This is a genomic window from Streptococcus mitis (genome assembly GCF_003942775.1).
In the GTDB taxonomy this organism is placed as follows: Bacteria; Bacillota; Bacilli; order Lactobacillales; family Streptococcaceae; genus Streptococcus; species Streptococcus mitis_CN.
The window spans coordinates 1-18,006 of record NZ_RJNX01000008.1 but is presented as its reverse complement, the minus strand read 5'-3'; the positions used below and the strand labels follow the sequence as shown (position 1 = coordinate 18,006).

19 protein-coding genes are annotated in these 18,006 nt (G+C 37.9%); 4 read left to right on the top strand and 15 right to left on the bottom strand.

All coding sequences use genetic code 11. From position 1 onward, the window contains the following. Positions 1–4: 4 nt before the first annotated feature. Complete coding sequence (locus tag D8848_RS09380; protein WP_000146949.1) at positions 5–268, bottom strand: phosphocarrier protein HPr; 264 nt, start codon at positions 266–268, stop codon at positions 5–7. Positions 269–618: 350 nt separating this feature from the next. Between D8848_RS09380 and nrdH the strand changes: the two genes are divergently transcribed. From nrdH to D8848_RS09360, 4 genes are all read left to right on the top strand, one after another. After that, complete coding sequence (nrdH, locus tag D8848_RS09375) at positions 619–837, top strand: glutaredoxin-like protein NrdH (protein ID WP_000259240.1); 219 nt, start codon at positions 619–621, stop codon at positions 835–837. 80 nt (positions 838–917) lie between these two features. Next, a complete protein-coding gene (gene nrdE / locus D8848_RS09370; protein WP_125443566.1) occupies positions 918–3,077 on the top strand; it encodes a class 1b ribonucleoside-diphosphate reductase subunit alpha in 2,160 nt (719 codons plus the stop codon). A 189-nt stretch (positions 3,078–3,266) separates the two neighbouring features. Continuing rightward, a complete protein-coding gene (gene nrdF, locus D8848_RS09365) occupies positions 3,267–4,229 on the top strand; it encodes a class 1b ribonucleoside-diphosphate reductase subunit beta (RefSeq protein ID WP_125443564.1) in 963 nt (320 codons plus the stop codon). Positions 4,230–4,371: 142 nt separating this feature from the next. Beyond that, positions 4,372–5,139, top strand: a complete 768-nt coding sequence (locus D8848_RS09360; RefSeq protein ID WP_000917575.1) for a DeoR/GlpR family DNA-binding transcription regulator — start codon at positions 4,372–4,374, stop codon at positions 5,137–5,139. Between the two features lie 104 nt (positions 5,140–5,243). Here D8848_RS09360 and D8848_RS09355 read toward each other — a convergent pair whose 3' ends face one another. The 14 genes from D8848_RS09355 to D8848_RS09290 all read right to left on the bottom strand — a co-directional run bounded on the left by D8848_RS09355 (position 5,244) and on the right by D8848_RS09290 (position 17,735). Further along, positions 5,244–5,501, bottom strand: a complete 258-nt coding sequence (locus D8848_RS09355; RefSeq protein WP_078748278.1) for a DUF3884 family protein — start codon at positions 5,499–5,501, stop codon at positions 5,244–5,246. Between the two features lie 41 nt (positions 5,502–5,542). Then, positions 5,543–6,949 carry a 6-phospho-beta-galactosidase gene (gene lacG / locus D8848_RS09350; RefSeq protein WP_125443562.1) on the bottom strand — a complete coding sequence of 469 codons (1,407 nt, stop codon included), beginning with the start codon at positions 6,947–6,949 and terminating at the stop codon, positions 5,543–5,545. 213 nt (positions 6,950–7,162) lie between these two features. Beyond that, positions 7,163–8,854: a lactose-specific PTS transporter subunit EIIC gene (locus tag D8848_RS09345; RefSeq protein WP_045611530.1), complete on the bottom strand. Its 1,692-nt coding sequence runs from the start codon at positions 8,852–8,854 to the stop codon at positions 7,163–7,165. Then, positions 8,854–9,171: a PTS lactose/cellobiose transporter subunit IIA gene (locus tag D8848_RS09340; RefSeq protein ID WP_049543586.1), complete on the bottom strand. Its 318-nt coding sequence runs from the start codon at positions 9,169–9,171 to the stop codon at positions 8,854–8,856. Before D8848_RS09340 ends, D8848_RS09345 begins: the two co-directional genes overlap by 1 nt. 35 nt (positions 9,172–9,206) lie before the next feature. Then, a complete protein-coding gene (locus tag D8848_RS09335; protein ID WP_125443560.1) occupies positions 9,207–10,043 on the bottom strand; it encodes a PRD domain-containing protein in 837 nt (278 codons plus the stop codon). Between the two features lie 234 nt (positions 10,044–10,277). Beyond that, positions 10,278–11,258, bottom strand: coding sequence for a tagatose-bisphosphate aldolase (gene lacD / locus D8848_RS09330; RefSeq protein ID WP_001229114.1), 981 nt, complete (start codon positions 11,256–11,258; stop codon positions 10,278–10,280). A 1-nt stretch (position 11,259) separates the two neighbouring features. Beyond that, positions 11,260–12,189 carry a tagatose-6-phosphate kinase gene (locus D8848_RS09325; protein WP_125443558.1) on the bottom strand — a complete coding sequence of 310 codons (930 nt, stop codon included), beginning with the start codon at positions 12,187–12,189 and terminating at the stop codon, positions 11,260–11,262. Between the two features lie 10 nt (positions 12,190–12,199). After that, a complete protein-coding gene (gene lacB / locus D8848_RS09320) occupies positions 12,200–12,715 on the bottom strand; it encodes a galactose-6-phosphate isomerase subunit LacB (RefSeq protein WP_001216910.1) in 516 nt (171 codons plus the stop codon). 148 nt (positions 12,716–12,863) lie between these two features. Further along, positions 12,864–13,289: a galactose-6-phosphate isomerase subunit LacA gene (gene lacA, locus D8848_RS09315; protein WP_000029277.1), complete on the bottom strand. Its 426-nt coding sequence runs from the start codon at positions 13,287–13,289 to the stop codon at positions 12,864–12,866. Positions 13,290–13,573: 284 nt separating this feature from the next. Then, positions 13,574–14,470: an aldose 1-epimerase family protein gene (locus tag D8848_RS09310; protein ID WP_023948151.1), complete on the bottom strand. Its 897-nt coding sequence runs from the start codon at positions 14,468–14,470 to the stop codon at positions 13,574–13,576. Positions 14,471–14,571: 101 nt separating this feature from the next. Continuing rightward, positions 14,572–16,047, bottom strand: coding sequence for a PTS galactitol transporter subunit IIC (locus tag D8848_RS09305; RefSeq protein ID WP_125443556.1), 1,476 nt, complete (start codon positions 16,045–16,047; stop codon positions 14,572–14,574). Between the two features lie 47 nt (positions 16,048–16,094). Then, positions 16,095–16,400: a PTS sugar transporter subunit IIB gene (locus tag D8848_RS09300; RefSeq protein WP_000590547.1), complete on the bottom strand. Its 306-nt coding sequence runs from the start codon at positions 16,398–16,400 to the stop codon at positions 16,095–16,097. 38 nt (positions 16,401–16,438) lie between these two features. Next, the gene (locus D8848_RS09295) at positions 16,439–16,915 is read right to left on the bottom strand and encodes a PTS sugar transporter subunit IIA (RefSeq protein ID WP_185755669.1); all 477 of its coding nucleotides are present in this window, start codon (positions 16,913–16,915) and stop codon (positions 16,439–16,441) included. A 208-nt stretch (positions 16,916–17,123) separates the two neighbouring features. Then, positions 17,124–17,735 (bottom strand): hypothetical protein, encoded by a 612-nt coding sequence (locus tag D8848_RS09290; protein WP_125417136.1) that lies wholly within the window; start codon positions 17,733–17,735, stop codon positions 17,124–17,126. Positions 17,736–18,006 lie beyond the last annotated feature (271 nt).

Below are 18,006 nucleotides of genomic sequence, written 5' to 3'. Positions count from 1 at the left end.
TTCCTTATGCCAATCCTTCTTTTTCCATTGTTTCTGAGATTGCGACGATAGCATCATCTGCATCTGCACCTTCAGCTGAGATAGTTACGTCAGCACCTTGGCCAACACCAAGACTCATAACACCCATGATTGATTTAAGGTTAACTGATTTACCTTTGTACTCAAGAGTGATATCTGAAGCAAATTTGCTAGCAGTTTGTACCAACAATGTTGCTGGACGTGCGTGAATACCTGTTTCTGCCACTACGTGGAAATCTTTAGAAGCCATAGTTTGACTCTCCTTTTGTTCTTTCTTTTTTGAGTTATATGTGATAACCCTTACAATTTGGTATTATATCATCTTCTAGGATTTTTTTCAAGCATTTTATGGGATTTATTCGATTTCCTTTCAGATAACTTGCTGAAAATCTTCTATTCTAGATGACAAAACACAGGATATAGTTTTTCAAAAAACAACTTATAGGATAATTATCATCATTTCACAAAACAAACACTACATATTGTGTTTTGTGAGCTTGAGCAGAAAAATAGACCACTATATTTAGTTTCAAATCATTGACAAAAATTTATTTTCTGATATACTAAGAAAGTAATCTATTTTGAAAGAGGAGTTACACAATGGTAACCGTTTATTCTAAAAACAACTGTGTCCAATGTAAAATGACCAAACGTTTCTTGGACAGTAATAATGTCGCTTATCGTGAAATCAATCTTGATGAGCAACCTGAGTACATCGATCAAGTTAAAGAGCTCGGTTTCAGCGCAGCTCCTGTTATCCAAACACCAACTGAAGTCTTTTCAGGTTTCCAACCAGGAAAACTGAAACAATTAGCATAATCTTAGTACATCATCCAGAAGAAACTGCTTCTAGGGCTAACTTAGAAGCCTTTCTTTTGTAATTAGATAAGGGAAATTTTATGGGATTAAAACATCTTGAGGACGTGACTTACTTCCGTCTCAATAACGAAATCAACCGTCCTGTTAATGGACAAATCATGCTTCATAAAGATAAGGAAGCCTTGGATGCCTTCTTTAAAGAAAATGTAGTTCCAAACACTATGGTTTTTGATTCAATCAAAGATAAAATCAACTACCTCATTGAACACAACTACATTGAAACAGCCTTTATCAAGAAATACCGTCCAGAATTTTTGGAAGAATTAGCTCAATTTATTAAAGAACAAAACTTCCAATTCAAGTCTTTCATGGCTGCCTATAAGTTTTACAATCAATACGCCTTAAAGACTAATGACGGTGAATATTATCTTGAAAGCATGGAAGACCGTGTCTTCTTTAACGCCCTTTATTTCGCTGATGGCAATGAAGCTGTTGCAATCGATATTGCCAATGAAATCATCCACCAACGCTACCAACCTGCTACTCCTTCCTTCTTGAATGCTGGACGTGCTCGCCGTGGGGAGTTAGTATCTTGCTTCCTAATCCAAGTAACGGATGATATGAACTCTATCGGACGTTCTATCAACTCAGCTCTTCAACTTTCACGTATTGGTGGTGGTGTGGGAATTACTCTCAGCAACCTTCGTGAAGCTGGTGCACCTATCAAAGGCTATGAAGGAGCTGCTTCTGGCGTCGTTCCTGTTATGAAGCTTTTCGAAGACAGCTTCTCTTACTCAAACCAATTGGGTCAACGTCAAGGTGCTGGTGTTGTCTACCTCAACGTCTTCCACCCAGATATTATCGCCTTCCTTTCAACTAAGAAGGAAAACGCCGATGAAAAAGTTCGTGTTAAGACACTTTCACTTGGTGTTGTAGTGCCCGATAAATTCTACGAATTAGCACGTAAAAATGAAGAAATGTACCTCTTCAGCCCTTATTCTGTAGAGCTTGAATACGGTGTACCATTCAACTACATCGACATCACTGAGAAATACGATGAACTAGTCGCAAATCCAAATATCCGCAAAACAAAAATCAAGGCGCGTGATTTGGAAACTGAAATCTCTAAATTGCAACAAGAATCTGGCTACCCTTATGTTGTCAACATTGATACGGCTAACCGTGCAAACCCAGTTGATGGTAAGATTATCATGAGTAACTTGTGTTCTGAGATTCTTCAAGTTCAAGAACCAAGCTTGATCAACGATGCTCAAGAATTCCTTCAAATGGGAACAGATGTTTCATGTAACCTTGGTTCAACCAACGTGGTCAACATGATGACTTCACCTGACTTTGGTCGTTCTATCCGTGCTATGGTTCGTGCCCTTACTTTCGTTACAGATAGTTCACACATCGTAGCTGTTCCTACCATCGACCACGGAAATAGCCAAGCTCATACCTTTGGTCTTGGTGCAATGGGACTTCACAGCTACCTTGCCCAACAATTGATTGAATATGGATCGCCTGAGTCTGTTGAGTTTACAAGCATCTACTTCATGCTCATGAACTACTGGACCTTGGTAGAATCAAACAATATCGCGCGTGAACGTGGTATTACCTTCCATAACTTTGAAAAATCAGACTATGCTAACGGAAGCTACTTTGACAAGTATATTACAGGCGAGTTTGTTCCAAAATCAGACCGTGTTAAAGAACTCTTCAAAGATGTCTTTATCCCAAGTGCTGCTGACTGGGCTGAACTTCGCGACAAGGTTCAAGCAGATGGTCTTTACCACCAAAACCGCCTTGCTGTAGCACCAAATGGTTCTATCAGCTATATCAACGACGTTTCTGCTTCTATCCACCCGATTACGCAACGTATCGAAGAACGTCAAGAAAAGAAAATCGGTAAAATCTACTATCCTGCTGCTGGCTTGTCAACAGAAACCATTCCTTACTACACTTCTGCTTACGACATGGATATGCGTAAAGTGATTGATGTGTATGCTGCTGCAACTGAGCACGTGGACCAAGGACTTTCACTCACCCTCTTCATGCGTAGTGACATTCCAAAAGGTCTTTACGAATGGAAGAAAGAAAACAAACAAACGACACGTGACTTGTCTATCCTTCGTAACTATGCCTTTAACAAGGGTATCAAGTCTATCTACTACGTCCGTACCTTTACAGATGATGGTGGAGAAGTCGGTGCTAACCAATGTGAAAGCTGTGTGATTTAATCTTTGCTTGAGGAAACTACATTTTCTCAGATAAGTGATTCATTCACCCTGCTAAACTAGAATAAGCATCTATACTATGAAATAACAAAAAGTCGGGCTTCCGACTTTTTGTGCGATACTCCTCTAGAATTATGATAAAATAGAAGTAATTGTGAGTTCGCAATACTAAACACAGAAAGAGATTTCAAAATGGAAACTTACTACAAAGCCATTAACTGGAATGCCATCGAAGATGTCATCGACAAATCAACTTGGGAAAAACTGACGGAGCAATTCTGGCTTGATACACGTATTCCCTTGTCAAATGACTTGGATGACTGGAGAAAGTTATCAAATGTAGAAAAAGACTTGGTTGGAAAAGTCTTTGGTGGCTTAACCCTTCTCGACACTATGCAATCTGAAACTGGGGTTCAAGCCCTTCGCGCAGACATCCGTACACCACATGAGGAAGCTGTTTTTAATAACATCCAATTTATGGAATCTGTCCACGCTAAATCTTACTCATCAATCTTTTCTACCTTGAATACTAAGGCTGAAATTGAAGAAATTTTCGAATGGACCAATACCAATCCTTACCTACAAAAGAAGGCTGAGATTGTCAACGAAATCTACCTAAACGGTACCCCACTTGAAAAGAAAGTTGCCAGTGTCTTCCTTGAAACCTTCCTCTTCTACTCTGGTTTCTTCACTCCCCTCTACTATCTCGGTAACAACAAACTAGCCAACGTTGCGGAAATCATCAAATTAATTATTCGTGATGAATCTGTTCACGGAACCTACATCGGATATAAATTCCAACTCGGTTTCAATGAATTGCCTGAAGAAGAGCAAGAAAAACTCAAAGAATGGATGTACGATCTGCTCTATACTCTTTACGAGAATGAAGAAGGTTATACAGAGAGTCTCTATGACGGTGTTGGTTGGACGGAAGAAGTCAAAACCTTCCTTCGCTACAATGCTAACAAGGCACTCATGAACCTGGGACAAGATCCACTTTTCCCAGACTCAGCAGATGATGTCAATCCAATCGTCATGAACGGTATTTCAACAGGAACATCTAACCACGACTTCTTCTCTCAAGTCGGAAATGGTTACCTTCTTGGCGAAGTTGAAGCCATGCAAGACGATGACTACAACTACGGTTTGGACTAATTCACTTATCCCAGAACTGATAACAAATATCATGGTTTGTTTAAAACAACCATGATGTTTTTGTTTTTGTTTTCTTTTGTTTTTTAAATTGATTGATTGAATACTTTATGATAAAATAGTAATAGAAATAGAGGTGATAACGATGTTAAAGCAGGAAAAACTAGATAATATTCTAGAAACGGTAAATACAAAGGGAACTATTACTGTAAAAGAAATCATGACTCGCTTGGATGTATCAGATATGACTGCTAGACGCTACTTACAAGAGTTAGCAGACAAGGATTTACTTGTTCGAGTGCACGGTGGTGCTGAAAAAATTCGCACAGGTTCCATTTTAAATAATGAACGTTCCAATATTGAAAAACAAAGCTTACAGATTGCAGAAAAACAAGAAATTAGTCGTTTTGCAGGCCATTTGATTGATGAAGGGGAAACAATTTTTATTGGGCCAGGGACAACCTTGGAATCTTTTGCTCGTGAACTTCCAATTGATAATATTCGTGTTGTAACAAACAGTTTACCAGTCTTTCTCATCTTAAACGAACGAAAACTAACAGATTTGATTTTAATCGGTGGCAACTATCGCTCTATCACTGGAGCCTTTGTGGGAACACTAACCTTGCAAAACTTGGCCAATCTCCAATTTTCTAAAGCCTTCGTTAGCTGTAATGGTATTCAGGACAATGCGATTGCGACCTTTAGTGAAGAGGAAGGTGAATCCCAACGCATCGCCCTCAATAATTCCAATAAAAAATACTTACTAGCTGACAATAGTAAGTTCAATAAATTTGATTTTTATACCTTCTACAATATCTCTGATATTGATACCATCGTTTCAGACTCTAAACTGAGCAAAGAAACGTTTGAACAACTTTCGAAACAAACAAAAATTATTCTTTCTAAACCATAAAACTGAGGATTGATAAAAAATAAAATGCGTCATATCAAGAAAATAAGAATCTTGATATGACGCATTTTTTGATGAAGACTTTTACAACGAGTTTCCTAGATTATTTATGATTGTTGAAACGGCATAAAATCTGAATCAAAGGAGATATTATCCCATTCTTCAGGATTGATAAAATTTAAAAAGATATTTTTAAATTCTTCCAGCTCATAATCTGAATGACAAATCCATTCTTTACCAGTCGAGACATACCATTTTCCGAGACTTTTCAATTCTTCGTTCGTCAAACACGGTATTTGAGAACATTTTTCGAAATTTATAATATAAACTTTTTCATAAATAGATTGGATAAAATCTTTGAACATCTTTTGCCTCACTAGAATTCTATATCTAATTACTCATTCTACTACTCAATCACTTGAGTTTCCGCTACTTTCTTGTACCAGTGAGCTGATTTCTTAGGATAACGTTCTTGAGTTTCAAAGTCTACATAGAAGAGACCGTAACGTTTTTCATAACCGTTTGACCATGAGAAGACGTCCATCAATGACCAAATGAAGTAACCTTTTACATTAGCGCCATCTGCAATAGCATCAGATAATACTTCCAAGTGTTGTTTCACATAATCAATACGACCATCATCGTAAACAGTGTTATCAACGAACTCATCTTTATAACCAAGTCCATTTTCAGTGATGTAAATCTTCTTGTAGTTAGGATAATCTTTCTTCACTCGCATGATTTGATCGTACAAACCTTGAGGATAGATAATCCAATCCCAGTCTGTACGTGGCACATAATCCGGAGCTACACGACGACCAACACCTTTGATTTGGTATTTAGAGCTTCCTTTCTCACCTTTACCATTATGGATAATTTCAGTTTCTCCATCAAAGGATTCCATCCAGTCACTCATATAGTAATTAATTCCAAGGAAGTCATTCAAGTCTTTTGCAGCTTCTAATGCTGTAAAATCTTCTTCACGAAGATCCAAGCTACCACCATTGACTGATAAGATATGGTTGACACCTTCCATCGTTTCATCTGAATAGTGTCCAAGATAAGTTGCATCCAAGATAAATTTATTGTGAATAATATCTTCCAACTCAGCTGCACGAACATCTGCTGGATTTTTAGGATCTAAAGGATACTTGGTTGGCAGGGCATGAACAACACCAATTTCACCTTTATATCCTTTATCTTTATATAGCTTTACAGCACGCGCATGAGAAACCATCATGTTGTGGTGCGATTGGAAGACTTTGGCAAGGTCGTACTGAATACCTGGAGGGAATTTCCCAACCAAGTATTGACCATCACCAATTGGCCCAATTTCATTAAAGGTTGTCCAATAGTTGACTTCTGGAAATTCTTCAAAACAGAAGGCAGCGTAGTCTACAAAGTGTTCAATATTTTCACGGTTTAAGAAGTCTCCATTTGAATGTAGAGCTTCTGGCGTATCAAAGTGATGAAGAGTTACAAAGGGCTCAACATGACGTTTGTGACACTCTGCAAATAAATTATGATAAAACTCAACACCTTTCTGATTTACTTGACCGTAACCGGTTGGGAAAATACGTGACCAAGCAATAGAAATTCGAATACCATTGACACCATACTCTTCTGCTAGCTTGAGGTCAACTGGATATCGATTGTAAAAATCACTGGCTGGTTCTGCAGTGTACCAGTAGTTATCTTCAAGATATTTATCCCACGCTACTGATCCTTTACCATCAGTATGTGTAGCACCTTCTGCTTGATAGGCAGCTGTTGCGCCACCGAAAATAAAGTCTTTTGGAAGTGTTTTTGTCATTTTTCACCTATTTCTTGATTTAAAATAAAGTAAAAGTGAGAGGAGAGGAGTCAGTGAGCCATCCTTCTCCATCTCACTTCTTGTACCAAGTCACCGAATTGTGACATGAGGAGGTAAAAACGGTATCTTCTTACCGACAAATTAACAAGGCGATTAGGAAATTCGCCATAGCGATTTCCGTAACGATAGGAGACTGTTTTATAGTCCCTATCGTTAATCGAATTGAGCTTGTACGAATGCAAGAGCACCTTTTCCATCACGAGTTAATTTGATGTATTGAGCGCCTTCTGTCTTGGCAAGTTTAATACCAAGTTTATCTGTTTCTGCTTTCATATCTTCAAAGTTTGAAGCAACTTGAGGGGCAAGGATAACTAGATCAAACTCTGGTAACATTTCACGGTGAGCACCATAGCCACCTGCTGCTGCTTTCACAGGGACATTGTATTCTGCTGCTGCCTTATTCAAAGCATTCGCAAGGAGACCACTTGTCCCTCCACCTGCACAGAGAACGAGGACATTTGTTTCTTCAGTGATGGTATTTTGTGCTGCATCGACACCCGCTTTTTCAAGAATAGCATCCGCTTTTGCAGTGTTGAAGTTTGCAGCAACTTTGTCTTTCAATTCATCATTAGATTTACCTGAACGCTCTTCTTCAAGAATTTGTTCATCATATACTTTAAGGAATGGGTAGTAAATGACTACGTCAACCACAATTAGAAGAGCAGCAAGAATGAATGATAGAACTTGGAAGTTCGTACCAAGAACTAGACCCAGTGGAGCTGGAGTTGTCCATGGTAGATTAGCAGTAAATGAGTTCATTCCAAGAGTTTCAATAAAGAATTTAAAGATCCATACGTTTGCAATTGGAGCAAAGATAAATGGAATGAAGAAGATTGGGTTCAATACAAGTGGTGCACCAAACAAGATTGGTTCATTTACACCAAAGAATGTTGGAACTACTGAAGCACGTCCGATTGCACGGTTACGTTTTGATTTTGTTAACCACATGAACATGAAAGGAACAACTAGTGTCGCACCTGTACCACCCATGGTAACGATAAACATTTGTGTACCAGAAGTAAGAATCTTGTCAGCGTGCATACCTTGTTGGAGAAGGTTCAAGTTGACTTCGGCATTGGCATAGGTAATTGCTGCGATAGCAGGTTCAACAATAGATGGACCGTGAATCCCAACAAACCAGAAGAAGGCAAAAGCACCAAAGATAATGGTAATACCAAGATAGCCATCAGCTGCAGAGAATAATGGTGCAAAGAATTTACCGATTGATTCTGCCACACTTGCACCAACAAAATGACGTGCTAATAAGTCAAGAGCATAAAGAGAAACAACAGATAGAGTGAATGGAATCACATCTTTAAAGACTTGTGAGATATTTGGTGGAACTTCGTCAGGCATACGAATAGTGACGTTGTTCTTAACACAAACCTTATAGATTGCTACAGTAACAAAGGCAGCAAGGAAGGCTGAAAGCAAACCTTTTGTCCCCAAGAATCCAGTAGCAAGACCATTTTCGATAGGATCAGCTGCCAACATCAACAAACCAACAATCGCTGCTAACAGTGTTGACATATAGTTGATTTGATTGGTTTTCTCCATGCTACGGTTTACTGAGTCGGTCAATGACTTAGCTGTTGTACCAGCTACCAAGAGAGCCAGAATACCCATAGAATAGCTATAAGGTTTCATCAGAAATGCTACAACTTCATCAGACCATTTAAAGCCCCATGAGTTTGGTACAAAGGCGATTAAGATAAAGATACTTGAGAAGAGAATAACAGGCATACCTGCAATGAAACCATCACGAATAGCACGAAGATAGATATTACGAGATAGTTTCTCAAAGAAAGGTTTTCCTTTCTCAATAAATGCAATTAGTTTATTCATTATTTAACTCCTCTCTTATAAAGTTCGATTAAGTGGTGCATCAAATCTTTTAACAAGACAGTTGTCATCAAGTGGTCTTGGCCATGCATCATGGTCACACTATACGCTAAGTCCTCACCAGAAGCTTCCTTAGTCAATAGACTTGTTTGAGCATGGTGAGCCTCTGCGATACAGCTGCCAGCTTCCTCAACTAGGTTATCGGCTTTTGTAAAATCGCCAGCTTCAGCAGCTTTCAAGGCTTCCAATAGTTTTGAACGAGCATCGCCAGCATAGGCTACGATTTCAAAACCTAACAATGTTACTTCTTCTCTATTCATGATAGAATTCTCCTTATATAGTTTTAAATAAATTTTTATGACAATAAACGTTGGATATGTAGAACTAGATAAACTCGTTCACTTTTATACAAATCAAGACCCGTATATTCCGTAATCACATCATAGATCTTGGAACCAATCTCGAACGCTTTTGGATAGGATCGTTTGATGTGGTCTTCCATATCCAGAAGTGATTGGTTATCATCTCTAGATCTGTCTAAATAATCCAAGAAATAATTCAAATGAATCATAAAACGATCATAGAAATGATTATTCTCTTTGGTTCGTTGAATTTCATAACCCTTTAGCACTTCTTCAACATTCCTGAGAATTTCTTTCCTCTTATCAATCGACTCCACAAGTTCCACTTCATTTTCACCTTCGGCATTAATGAAATGATAAGCAATCCGAATAATTTCGTCCTCAGGAAAATGATCTGCTAGCTTCTGGCGGTAAATTTCAAATGCTTCATTTGCGATTTGAAAAGCGACAGGATACTTAGTGGAAATATCTGGCAGATTACTATCCTTGTACCTTCCTTGTGCTAGAGCTTGGTAAGAACAGTAAATATGATCTGTCAAGGTTACGTAGAGATACTCTTGAATCGGATAATGATATTTCTTTGATAGCTTATCAATGATTTCATAAGTCACCGTGATAAAATCAAGCGGAACATCTTTGAGGAGAGCCATAAAGTTTTCTCTGGACTCTTCGGTCTTCATCCGAAAGATTTTCTCAACCTGCTGTTCAGAAATCAAATCTCCCTTCTTCTTTCCAAATGCAATCCCCTTACCAATTACAATCACTTCTTCTCCTTTATCATTCCTGACAAGCGAAACATTATGATTTATTGGATTTAGAATTCGATACATGTCAACCTCCTTTTATATCTTAAAGGTATATGAGTACAAAAAATGACCACAAATGAACTAGAAAATCAGCCGATTTCTAATTCACCTGTGATCATGCCTAATATTACTTAGTAACACTCACCTTGTATTAACTTGTGATTTAATTATAGCACAAGTAAGTTATTTTGTAAACCTTTACATAAAACTTTTTTTAAAATTTTTTTAGATTCATGTTCCTAACCGAGGAGGACTTGCTTACACGCGTTCTTTCCATGAAGTCGCTGTTGTTTGAAGAACTTTATTGAGCTCATCAATGTTTTCAAAACCAGTTGTGCGAAGCCATTCGCGAGCTGCTGCTTCACCATCTTTGATGTATGCTTCAACTGATCCAGCCCATGTAGCACGGCCACAAAGAACTCCGTTAAAGTTTGCACCTGATTCATGAGCAAATACAAGAGTATCTTGGAAAAGTTTAGCTGATACACCAGCACTCAAGTAGATGTAAGGCAAGTTAGTTGCTTCATCTTGAGCTTTGAAGAAGGCTGCTGCTTCTTCACGTGTGTAAACTACTTCACCTTCAGCGAAGCCTTCAACATATTTAATGTTAACAGGAACTTCTACTTTCAAGACATCAATGTTGAAACGTGGGTCTGAGAAGACTTTCATAGCACCAATAACTTTGTGTGGTTTTACTTTCGCATATTCTACAGAACCAGCGTCAGCAATTTTTTCATCGTAAGCAAGGATTTCAAGGAAGAATGGAATATCCTCTGCCACACACTCAGAACCGATGCGTTCGATGTAGGCTTGTTTTTCTTGGTTAAGTTCATCAGAGCTATCTACATCATAGTAAAGCAAGAATTTAACTGCATCTGCACCTTCTTCTTTAATACGTTTTGCAGACCAAACATCCAAGCAGTCTGGCAAGCGTTTTGTACTTGTTGTGTCGTAACCTGTTTTTTCATAAGCAAGAAGAAGACCTGCTTTTTCATCAAGAGCTTTAGTTGCTGGAAGTCCATACTCAGGGTCAAGAAGCATAGATGAAGCGTATTTAGTCAATTCATCTGCTACCAAAACTTTAAGTTCTTCCATTTGAGCTACAGTTGGTTCTTCTGTTTGGTGTTGAGCCATGAGGCGTTTCAAAGCACCACGTTGGTCAAATGCAAGAGCTGAGATGATACCATTTTCATCAGAAAGTTTTTCTAAGCGTGCACGTTTTTGTTCTGTTAAAGCCATTTTATACCTCTTTTACTATTAATTGATCATATAGAGCTTGATAGTTGGCCATGTTGACATGACCAGTCATTTTTTCTTGAGCATTGAGCATACCAAGGACATTTGCCTTGATGAGTAATTCTGCATCCGATTCTTTGTGAAGAAGTCCTGAAGAAATTCCTGCTACAGTAGAATCTCCAGATCCGACAGGGTTGACTACCTGAATTCTAGGAATATCTACCTTGTAGAAAGTATCGCCATGTTTGGCAAAAGCACCATTGGCACCAAGTGAAACGATAATCCATTCAATACCTGCAAACAAAGGTTCTTGAAGTACTTCTTTTAATTCATGCAAATCCTCAGAAACTTCTCTTCCAAGAAGCTGAGATAATTCCTCATTATTTGGTTTGATGACTGTTGGTTTATGTGGTGATTCAAGAACCGCCTGAAGTGCTGCACCAGAGCAATCCAAAACAACAGGTTTGCCAGCTTGATTAGAAAGTTCTACCAAGCTCGCATAGTAATCAACTGGAAGGCCAGCTGGCAGACTGCCTGAGATAGCTACTACTTCAACTGACTCTAGGAGATTTTTGAAATGTTCCAAAAAGTCTTGACCTTCCTGTTCCAATACTACAGGACCTTTTTCAAGAACTTCTGTTTGGTTGTCTCCGTGAAGAATAGCGATACAGTTACGAGTTTCTCCCTGAATTGAGAAGAAATCTTTCTTTACTTGATTATCGATATGTTCAACCAAAAACTCACCAAGTTTACCACCCACTAAACCAGTAGCAAGAACAGAATCCCCAAATTCTGAAAGTACTCGGGTAACATTGAGTCCCTTACCACCAGCCGTTTTGGTTACATCCACCACACGATTGACAGTATCAATCTTCAACTCATCCAAGGGATAGGAAATATCAATGGATGGGTTCATTGTGACTGTTAAAATCATAGGTTACCTCTTAGTCGTGGTATTCTCCGCGATCCCATTTTTCAAGGAATTCAGTGAAGAAGTTTGCGTCTGTTTGTTGAGCATTGTGACTTTCAAGGTGTTCAATTTTCGCAATCAATTTCTTGTTTTCTTCAGATGGTTTGTATTCAGCATGGATGAAAGCTTCGATGATATCACACATGAGCAATTCACCAGTAATCTTACCACCAAAACCGATAACGTTGGCGTTCAATTGTTCTTTAGCATAAAGGGCTGTTGTCATATCACGAACCAAGGCAGAACGGACACCTGGAACTTTATTCACAGCGTTGTTGATACCAACACCAGTACCACAAATACATACCCCAAGATCAGCTTGACCGCTAGTTACAGCTTCCCCTACTTTTTTACCAAAGATTGGGTAGTGAGTACGTGTATGGTCATATGTACCAAAGTCAATGACTTCATATCCTTTTGATTTCAAAAATTCTGAAACCGCCATTTTTTCATCTGTTACGATGTGGTCACATCCAATTGCAATTCTCATTAGTTATTCCCTCCGATTAATTATATAAATCTAATATCATTTATCCCTACTCAAGAAAAATCAAGATTAGCTTAGGAAGCGAGCTGCAAGCATAACTGAGGTTAGCTAAAGTGAGCTGACAACAGATTATCTTGATTTTTGAAGAGTATTAGCACATTTTGTTCAACATATCAACACGAATTTGGTGACGTCCACCATCGTATTTACCGTTAACAAATCCTTTAGCGATGTTTTTAGCCAATTCATCACCAACAAGTTGTGCACCCATAGTGATCATACGTGAGTTGTTGTGACCACGAGTCATATAAGCTGAACGTTCGTCAGATACTTCTGCAGCAACCATTCCTTTGATCTTAGTTGCGACCATAAATGGACCAGCTCCATAAGCATCAATCACGATACCAAGGTTTTGTTCTTCTTTGTTTACTTCTGCAGCAACAGCAAGAGTCACATCAACAAAGTCTTGACCTTCAGCTGTAACATCCACAACGTGGAAGTTTTCTTTTTCCAAGAAGTCTTTCACAACTTCTTTCAATCTCAAACCTGCAGCATCTGCACCGATAACAATAGACATATTGTATACTCCTTTTATTTTTCTAGGCTAGTAAAACCTTTTATGGTTAGTAGTTTACCTACAAAAGCTTTCTAGCAGTTTATTGACAAATTGGATTGAATAAGATGAATGACACCTTATTCAAGTTTAGGAAACCAGTTTCCTAGAAATAATCTTTCTCCACGAAAAAGAATATAACAAGTGATTGTTTGTTTGTGACAAACATCATTTGTTGCTTACAAACATAATATACTCCTATTTCTTAAAAAAGTCAACAATTAATGTTTGTTTTTGTGTTTTTTTAACTAAAAAATTTCGATGTCAAAACCAATTTGATCCACTTGACCAGGTTCTAGGAGGCGAACATTCTTCTTATCTTCTAGATGATCTCCTTCTTCAAGAGATGTTGACAAGCCAGACCATGGTTCAAAAGCAATGAAAGGACCCTTATTCAAAGTTGACCAGATAATGAGATTTGGAAACTCTGCAAAGTGCACTTTCAATCCCTTATCATGTTTACGAGAACGAAGGGCAATTGTTCTAGATTGCAATTCATCTAAGGTGACTGCATCAGTGCTGAAAAGATCATAGCTGAGGTCTAATTCTTTTTGACCTTCTAGCCATGGACTTCTATCTTGAAAATCCAGCATACCTGTTTCTGGGAAAGGACGTGGAACAGAGCAAGTCTCTTCTTTCTCAAACTCTAGATAATAATCTTCATAGACTTCATCATCCAGTAGAGGACAATTAAATCCTGGATGTCCACCAATAAAGTAAGGCATGACCTTGCTAGTTTCTTTATTGAAAATCTTGTATTGAGTTCGTACTGTCTTGCCAGTAAGGCTATAAGTGATTTCTAGGCGGAAATAATAAGGGTAGTTCTGATAGCTATTCTCATCGTCTTCAATTGCAAAAGTTACACTATTATCTGTCTGTTCAACTAATTCAAATTCTTTCTTACGAACCAAACCATGACGAGGAATCTTTCCTTTGCTTTCTTGCCCCTTCTCATCTATATAGAGGGCTGTATCCTCTCTCAAAGAACCACAAATGGGGAAGAGAACAGGAGCTTGTCCACTCCAATAAGTGGCATCCCCTTGCCACAAATACTCCAGTCCCTCAGTATCTTTTATAGAAGAAAGAGCCCCACCAAAACTGTTAAATTCAACTCTTAATTGTTCTGATTTTAATTCAATTACCATTATTTTCTCCGATTTCTTGATAGTTTATAAAAAACTAGGCTGTCACTCCTATCAGGAAAATGACAACCTAGCTTTAACAATTTACATTTTATAGGAGCGCATTATTTTGCTTTTGCTGCGTACTCTTCGTTACGTTTGATCATTTGTTTTCTGTACCATGCAAAGATACCGATATAGAATACAAGGAAGACTACAGCACCAAGGATTGCTTTGATATCACCTGTTGTAGTGTTACCAATTGTCCAACCAAGAAGTTTTTCGATTGGTCCTTCAAGAGTTGAGTGAGTGATCAATTGAGTTTCGCTCACACCTGCTGGGAAGGCACCTACACCTTTAGCAAGTTCTGTTGCAAATGGTGCGATAAGTGTACCTGAAAGAAGGAAGAGTGGCAACAAGAGTGTTCCGAAGATAATCATACGGAGCAATTTACCACGTGTTACAACCAAGAGAGCTGGAGTAACACCCATAGCGATGATACCTGCAAGTGGCAAGATACCATTTCCGACTTTTGAAAGAAGCACAGCTTCGATCAACATGATTGGTGCAAGTACGTTGGCACAAGCCCAGATTTCAGCACGACCAGCGATGAATGGCCAGTCAAGACCGATATTAAATTTACGTCCTTGAAGACGTTTAGTAGCAACGTTTGTAATACCTTGTGAAAGTGGTTCTACGGCAGCGATGAACCATGAACCGATGAGTGAGAAGAGTTCCAAAGATACACCGGCTGTCAAACCAAGAGACAACCATCCTTTGATAACAAGACGCCATTTATCTGCATCTGCAACACCTTCAATTGGATGTGGAGTTCCCATAATACCGATAACAATACCAAGAATGAAACCGATAAAGAATTTAGAACCCCAGAAACCAATTTTCTTGTTCAATTTAGCAGCATCAAAGTCATATTTATCAAGACCTGGGAAGAATTTTTCAAAAATCTTATCCAAAACCATGATAACTGGGTTCATCATATAGTTCATGTGAGTTGATGTCATTGGTGATGAACTTGGAGCGTTAAGAAGGTCATCAAATGTAGGTTTCATCAAGTCAGAGTTGATAATTTTCAACACACCAACAAGGACGATAGCTGCTGTAGCAATCAAGAGTGAAACTCCTTGGCTCACACCGTTGTTATCTGCATACCATTTAATCAAAAGACCTGTGATAGACAAGTGCCAGATATCAAAGATATCGACGTCAAGTGTATCAGTTTTCTTCATAGCAAGCATTACTACGTTGACAATCAACATGATGAGCAAGAAGTAAAGTGTCCAAGCAGATCCCCAAGTGATTGTTGCAAGTGGTGCCCAACCAACGTCAGTGATACTCAATTGGATACCTGTGTTTTCAACGAATTTTGCAAGTGATGCTGAGAAAGCACCATTTAGCATACCGATGATAGCTCCGATACCAGTAAGAGCGATGGCAAGTTTGATACCACCTTCAAGCGCTTTGGAGAATTTCACTCCAAAAAGTAGAGCCAATAATGTCAAAATGATTAACATGATGACAGGTCCACCCATATCTAAGATGGGTGTGAAAAAGTCTTTGATTAGGCCAAAGATTGCATCCATAACAGTTCCTCCCTTTTTATGTTATATGAATGTTAACAAATTGATAATTAGCTTAATCCGTGTTCTTTGATAGCTGCTTCAATATTGTCAAATACTGGAGCGCTCATTGCTGGGATACGGAATAAGATTGGTCCAGCTTCGATAACTGGAATACCTGGGTCAAAACCAAGGTCTGTAGCAGCAATTGGTGTGAAGATGTCATAACCTTTGATAAGGTCTTCGTTAACGTCTTTTACCATAACTGCATCACAGTGAACATCAAAACCGCGGTTTGAAAGTTCTTCTTCAAGAGCACTTTTAATTTGGTGGCTTGAGTTAACACCTGCACCGCAGGCAGCAAGAATTTTAATCATATGGATTTCCTCCGATTTTATATTTTTAATAGACAAGATTATGCAGTTGCTTCAGCGATATAAGCATAGAGGGCTTCAGGATCAGAAATTTTTGATAGGTCTTCAAGATGACCATTTCCAGTAAAGAAGTCCATCAACTGAGCAAGAATGTTCGTTTGACTTGAACTTGAGTTATTAATGATAAAGAAGAGCAAGGATACCTCTACTTCCTTATCTGGCGCAATCATATTGTGGAAAGTCACTGGTTTCTCTAATCGAACGACCACAACTTTTTCGGCTAGATTATGAACAATATCTGTATGAGGAATAGCCACATTCGGCAAATCCTTACCCAAAAATTCCATATCTAAGCCAGTTGGAAATGACTTTTCACGCGTGATCAGGGCTTCACGATAGGTCGGAGTCACGATTTCTCGTTCTTCCAATAAAGTTGCGACCTGATCAAAGAGATGTTCTTGATTATCCGCTTCTAAGCAAAACACAAGGTTTTTGTCAAAGAAATGATCTAATCCCATAAGGTTTTCCCTTCTTTCCATTAACTTTATGCTATAAGTATAACACTATATGAAATCGTTGTCAATATTTTTTGTTGTTTTTTGTCCTTTTTTTGATTATTTTGTTTATTTTTTATCTTTATAAGCAAAACAAACATTTAAAACAAACATTTAAATCGGTTTTTAATGACTTAAACAAAAAAACAGGATACCAATCCTGCTTTAATAATTATTTTTGAATTGTCCAACTCTCTTCAATCATGGGAAGTAGATTTTTTAATGTTTCTGGAGTCCCTTCTAAAGCAACATATCTGAACTTACCATCACTAGATTTAAAAATCCATGTAATGATGTATTTTCCAGACTTAGAAATTGCGTTAACTACATAGGCTTCATAACCTCCAATAGTTGACTTAGAACCCCATACTTTAGTGAATTCTGGATTACTTTCTTTTGAAGTAAAAATACCATCAGAAATACGAACTGTTTCAAGTTTTTGAAATTCATTATCAGAAATACCAAATTGTTCTGCTTTAAAAGTATTCAAAGTGACAATATTGACATCCGTACCGTCTGAATATTGAATATCATTGCCTCCCTGTACTTCATTGAACTTAATCCAAGACTTTGGTACTTTAACGAACCCATACTCATCAGAACCAATCACTTGACTTTCTTCTGAATTCTGTGTGCTACGAAGAGTGTTTGAATTAGTTGAATCTTGACTAGTTGAAGAGCTAGTTGTTTTACTTGAATTTCCTTGAGTTTGAGCTTGATTTGAACATGCCACTAACGTGACACTTGTAAGCAAAATAGATGCTAAAAGTAAAATTTTTTTCATAATAACCTCCATATGTTACTCTACCATAAATGGAGTTAATTTACAATTTTTAATAAAAACAAATAAAATATAAGAATTTTTCCAATTTTAGTTCAAACATTGGATTTGATAATATAGAATATACTCTTGATTATGAAAACTGACTAAGTCGTATCGAATATCTATCTATCCAATTATTGAATTCTATAATAACATTGAATCACTTTCCGAATATCCTTTTTCAACAAATATTTTAATATTCATTGTATTTGCTTGACTCAATCGTATATTA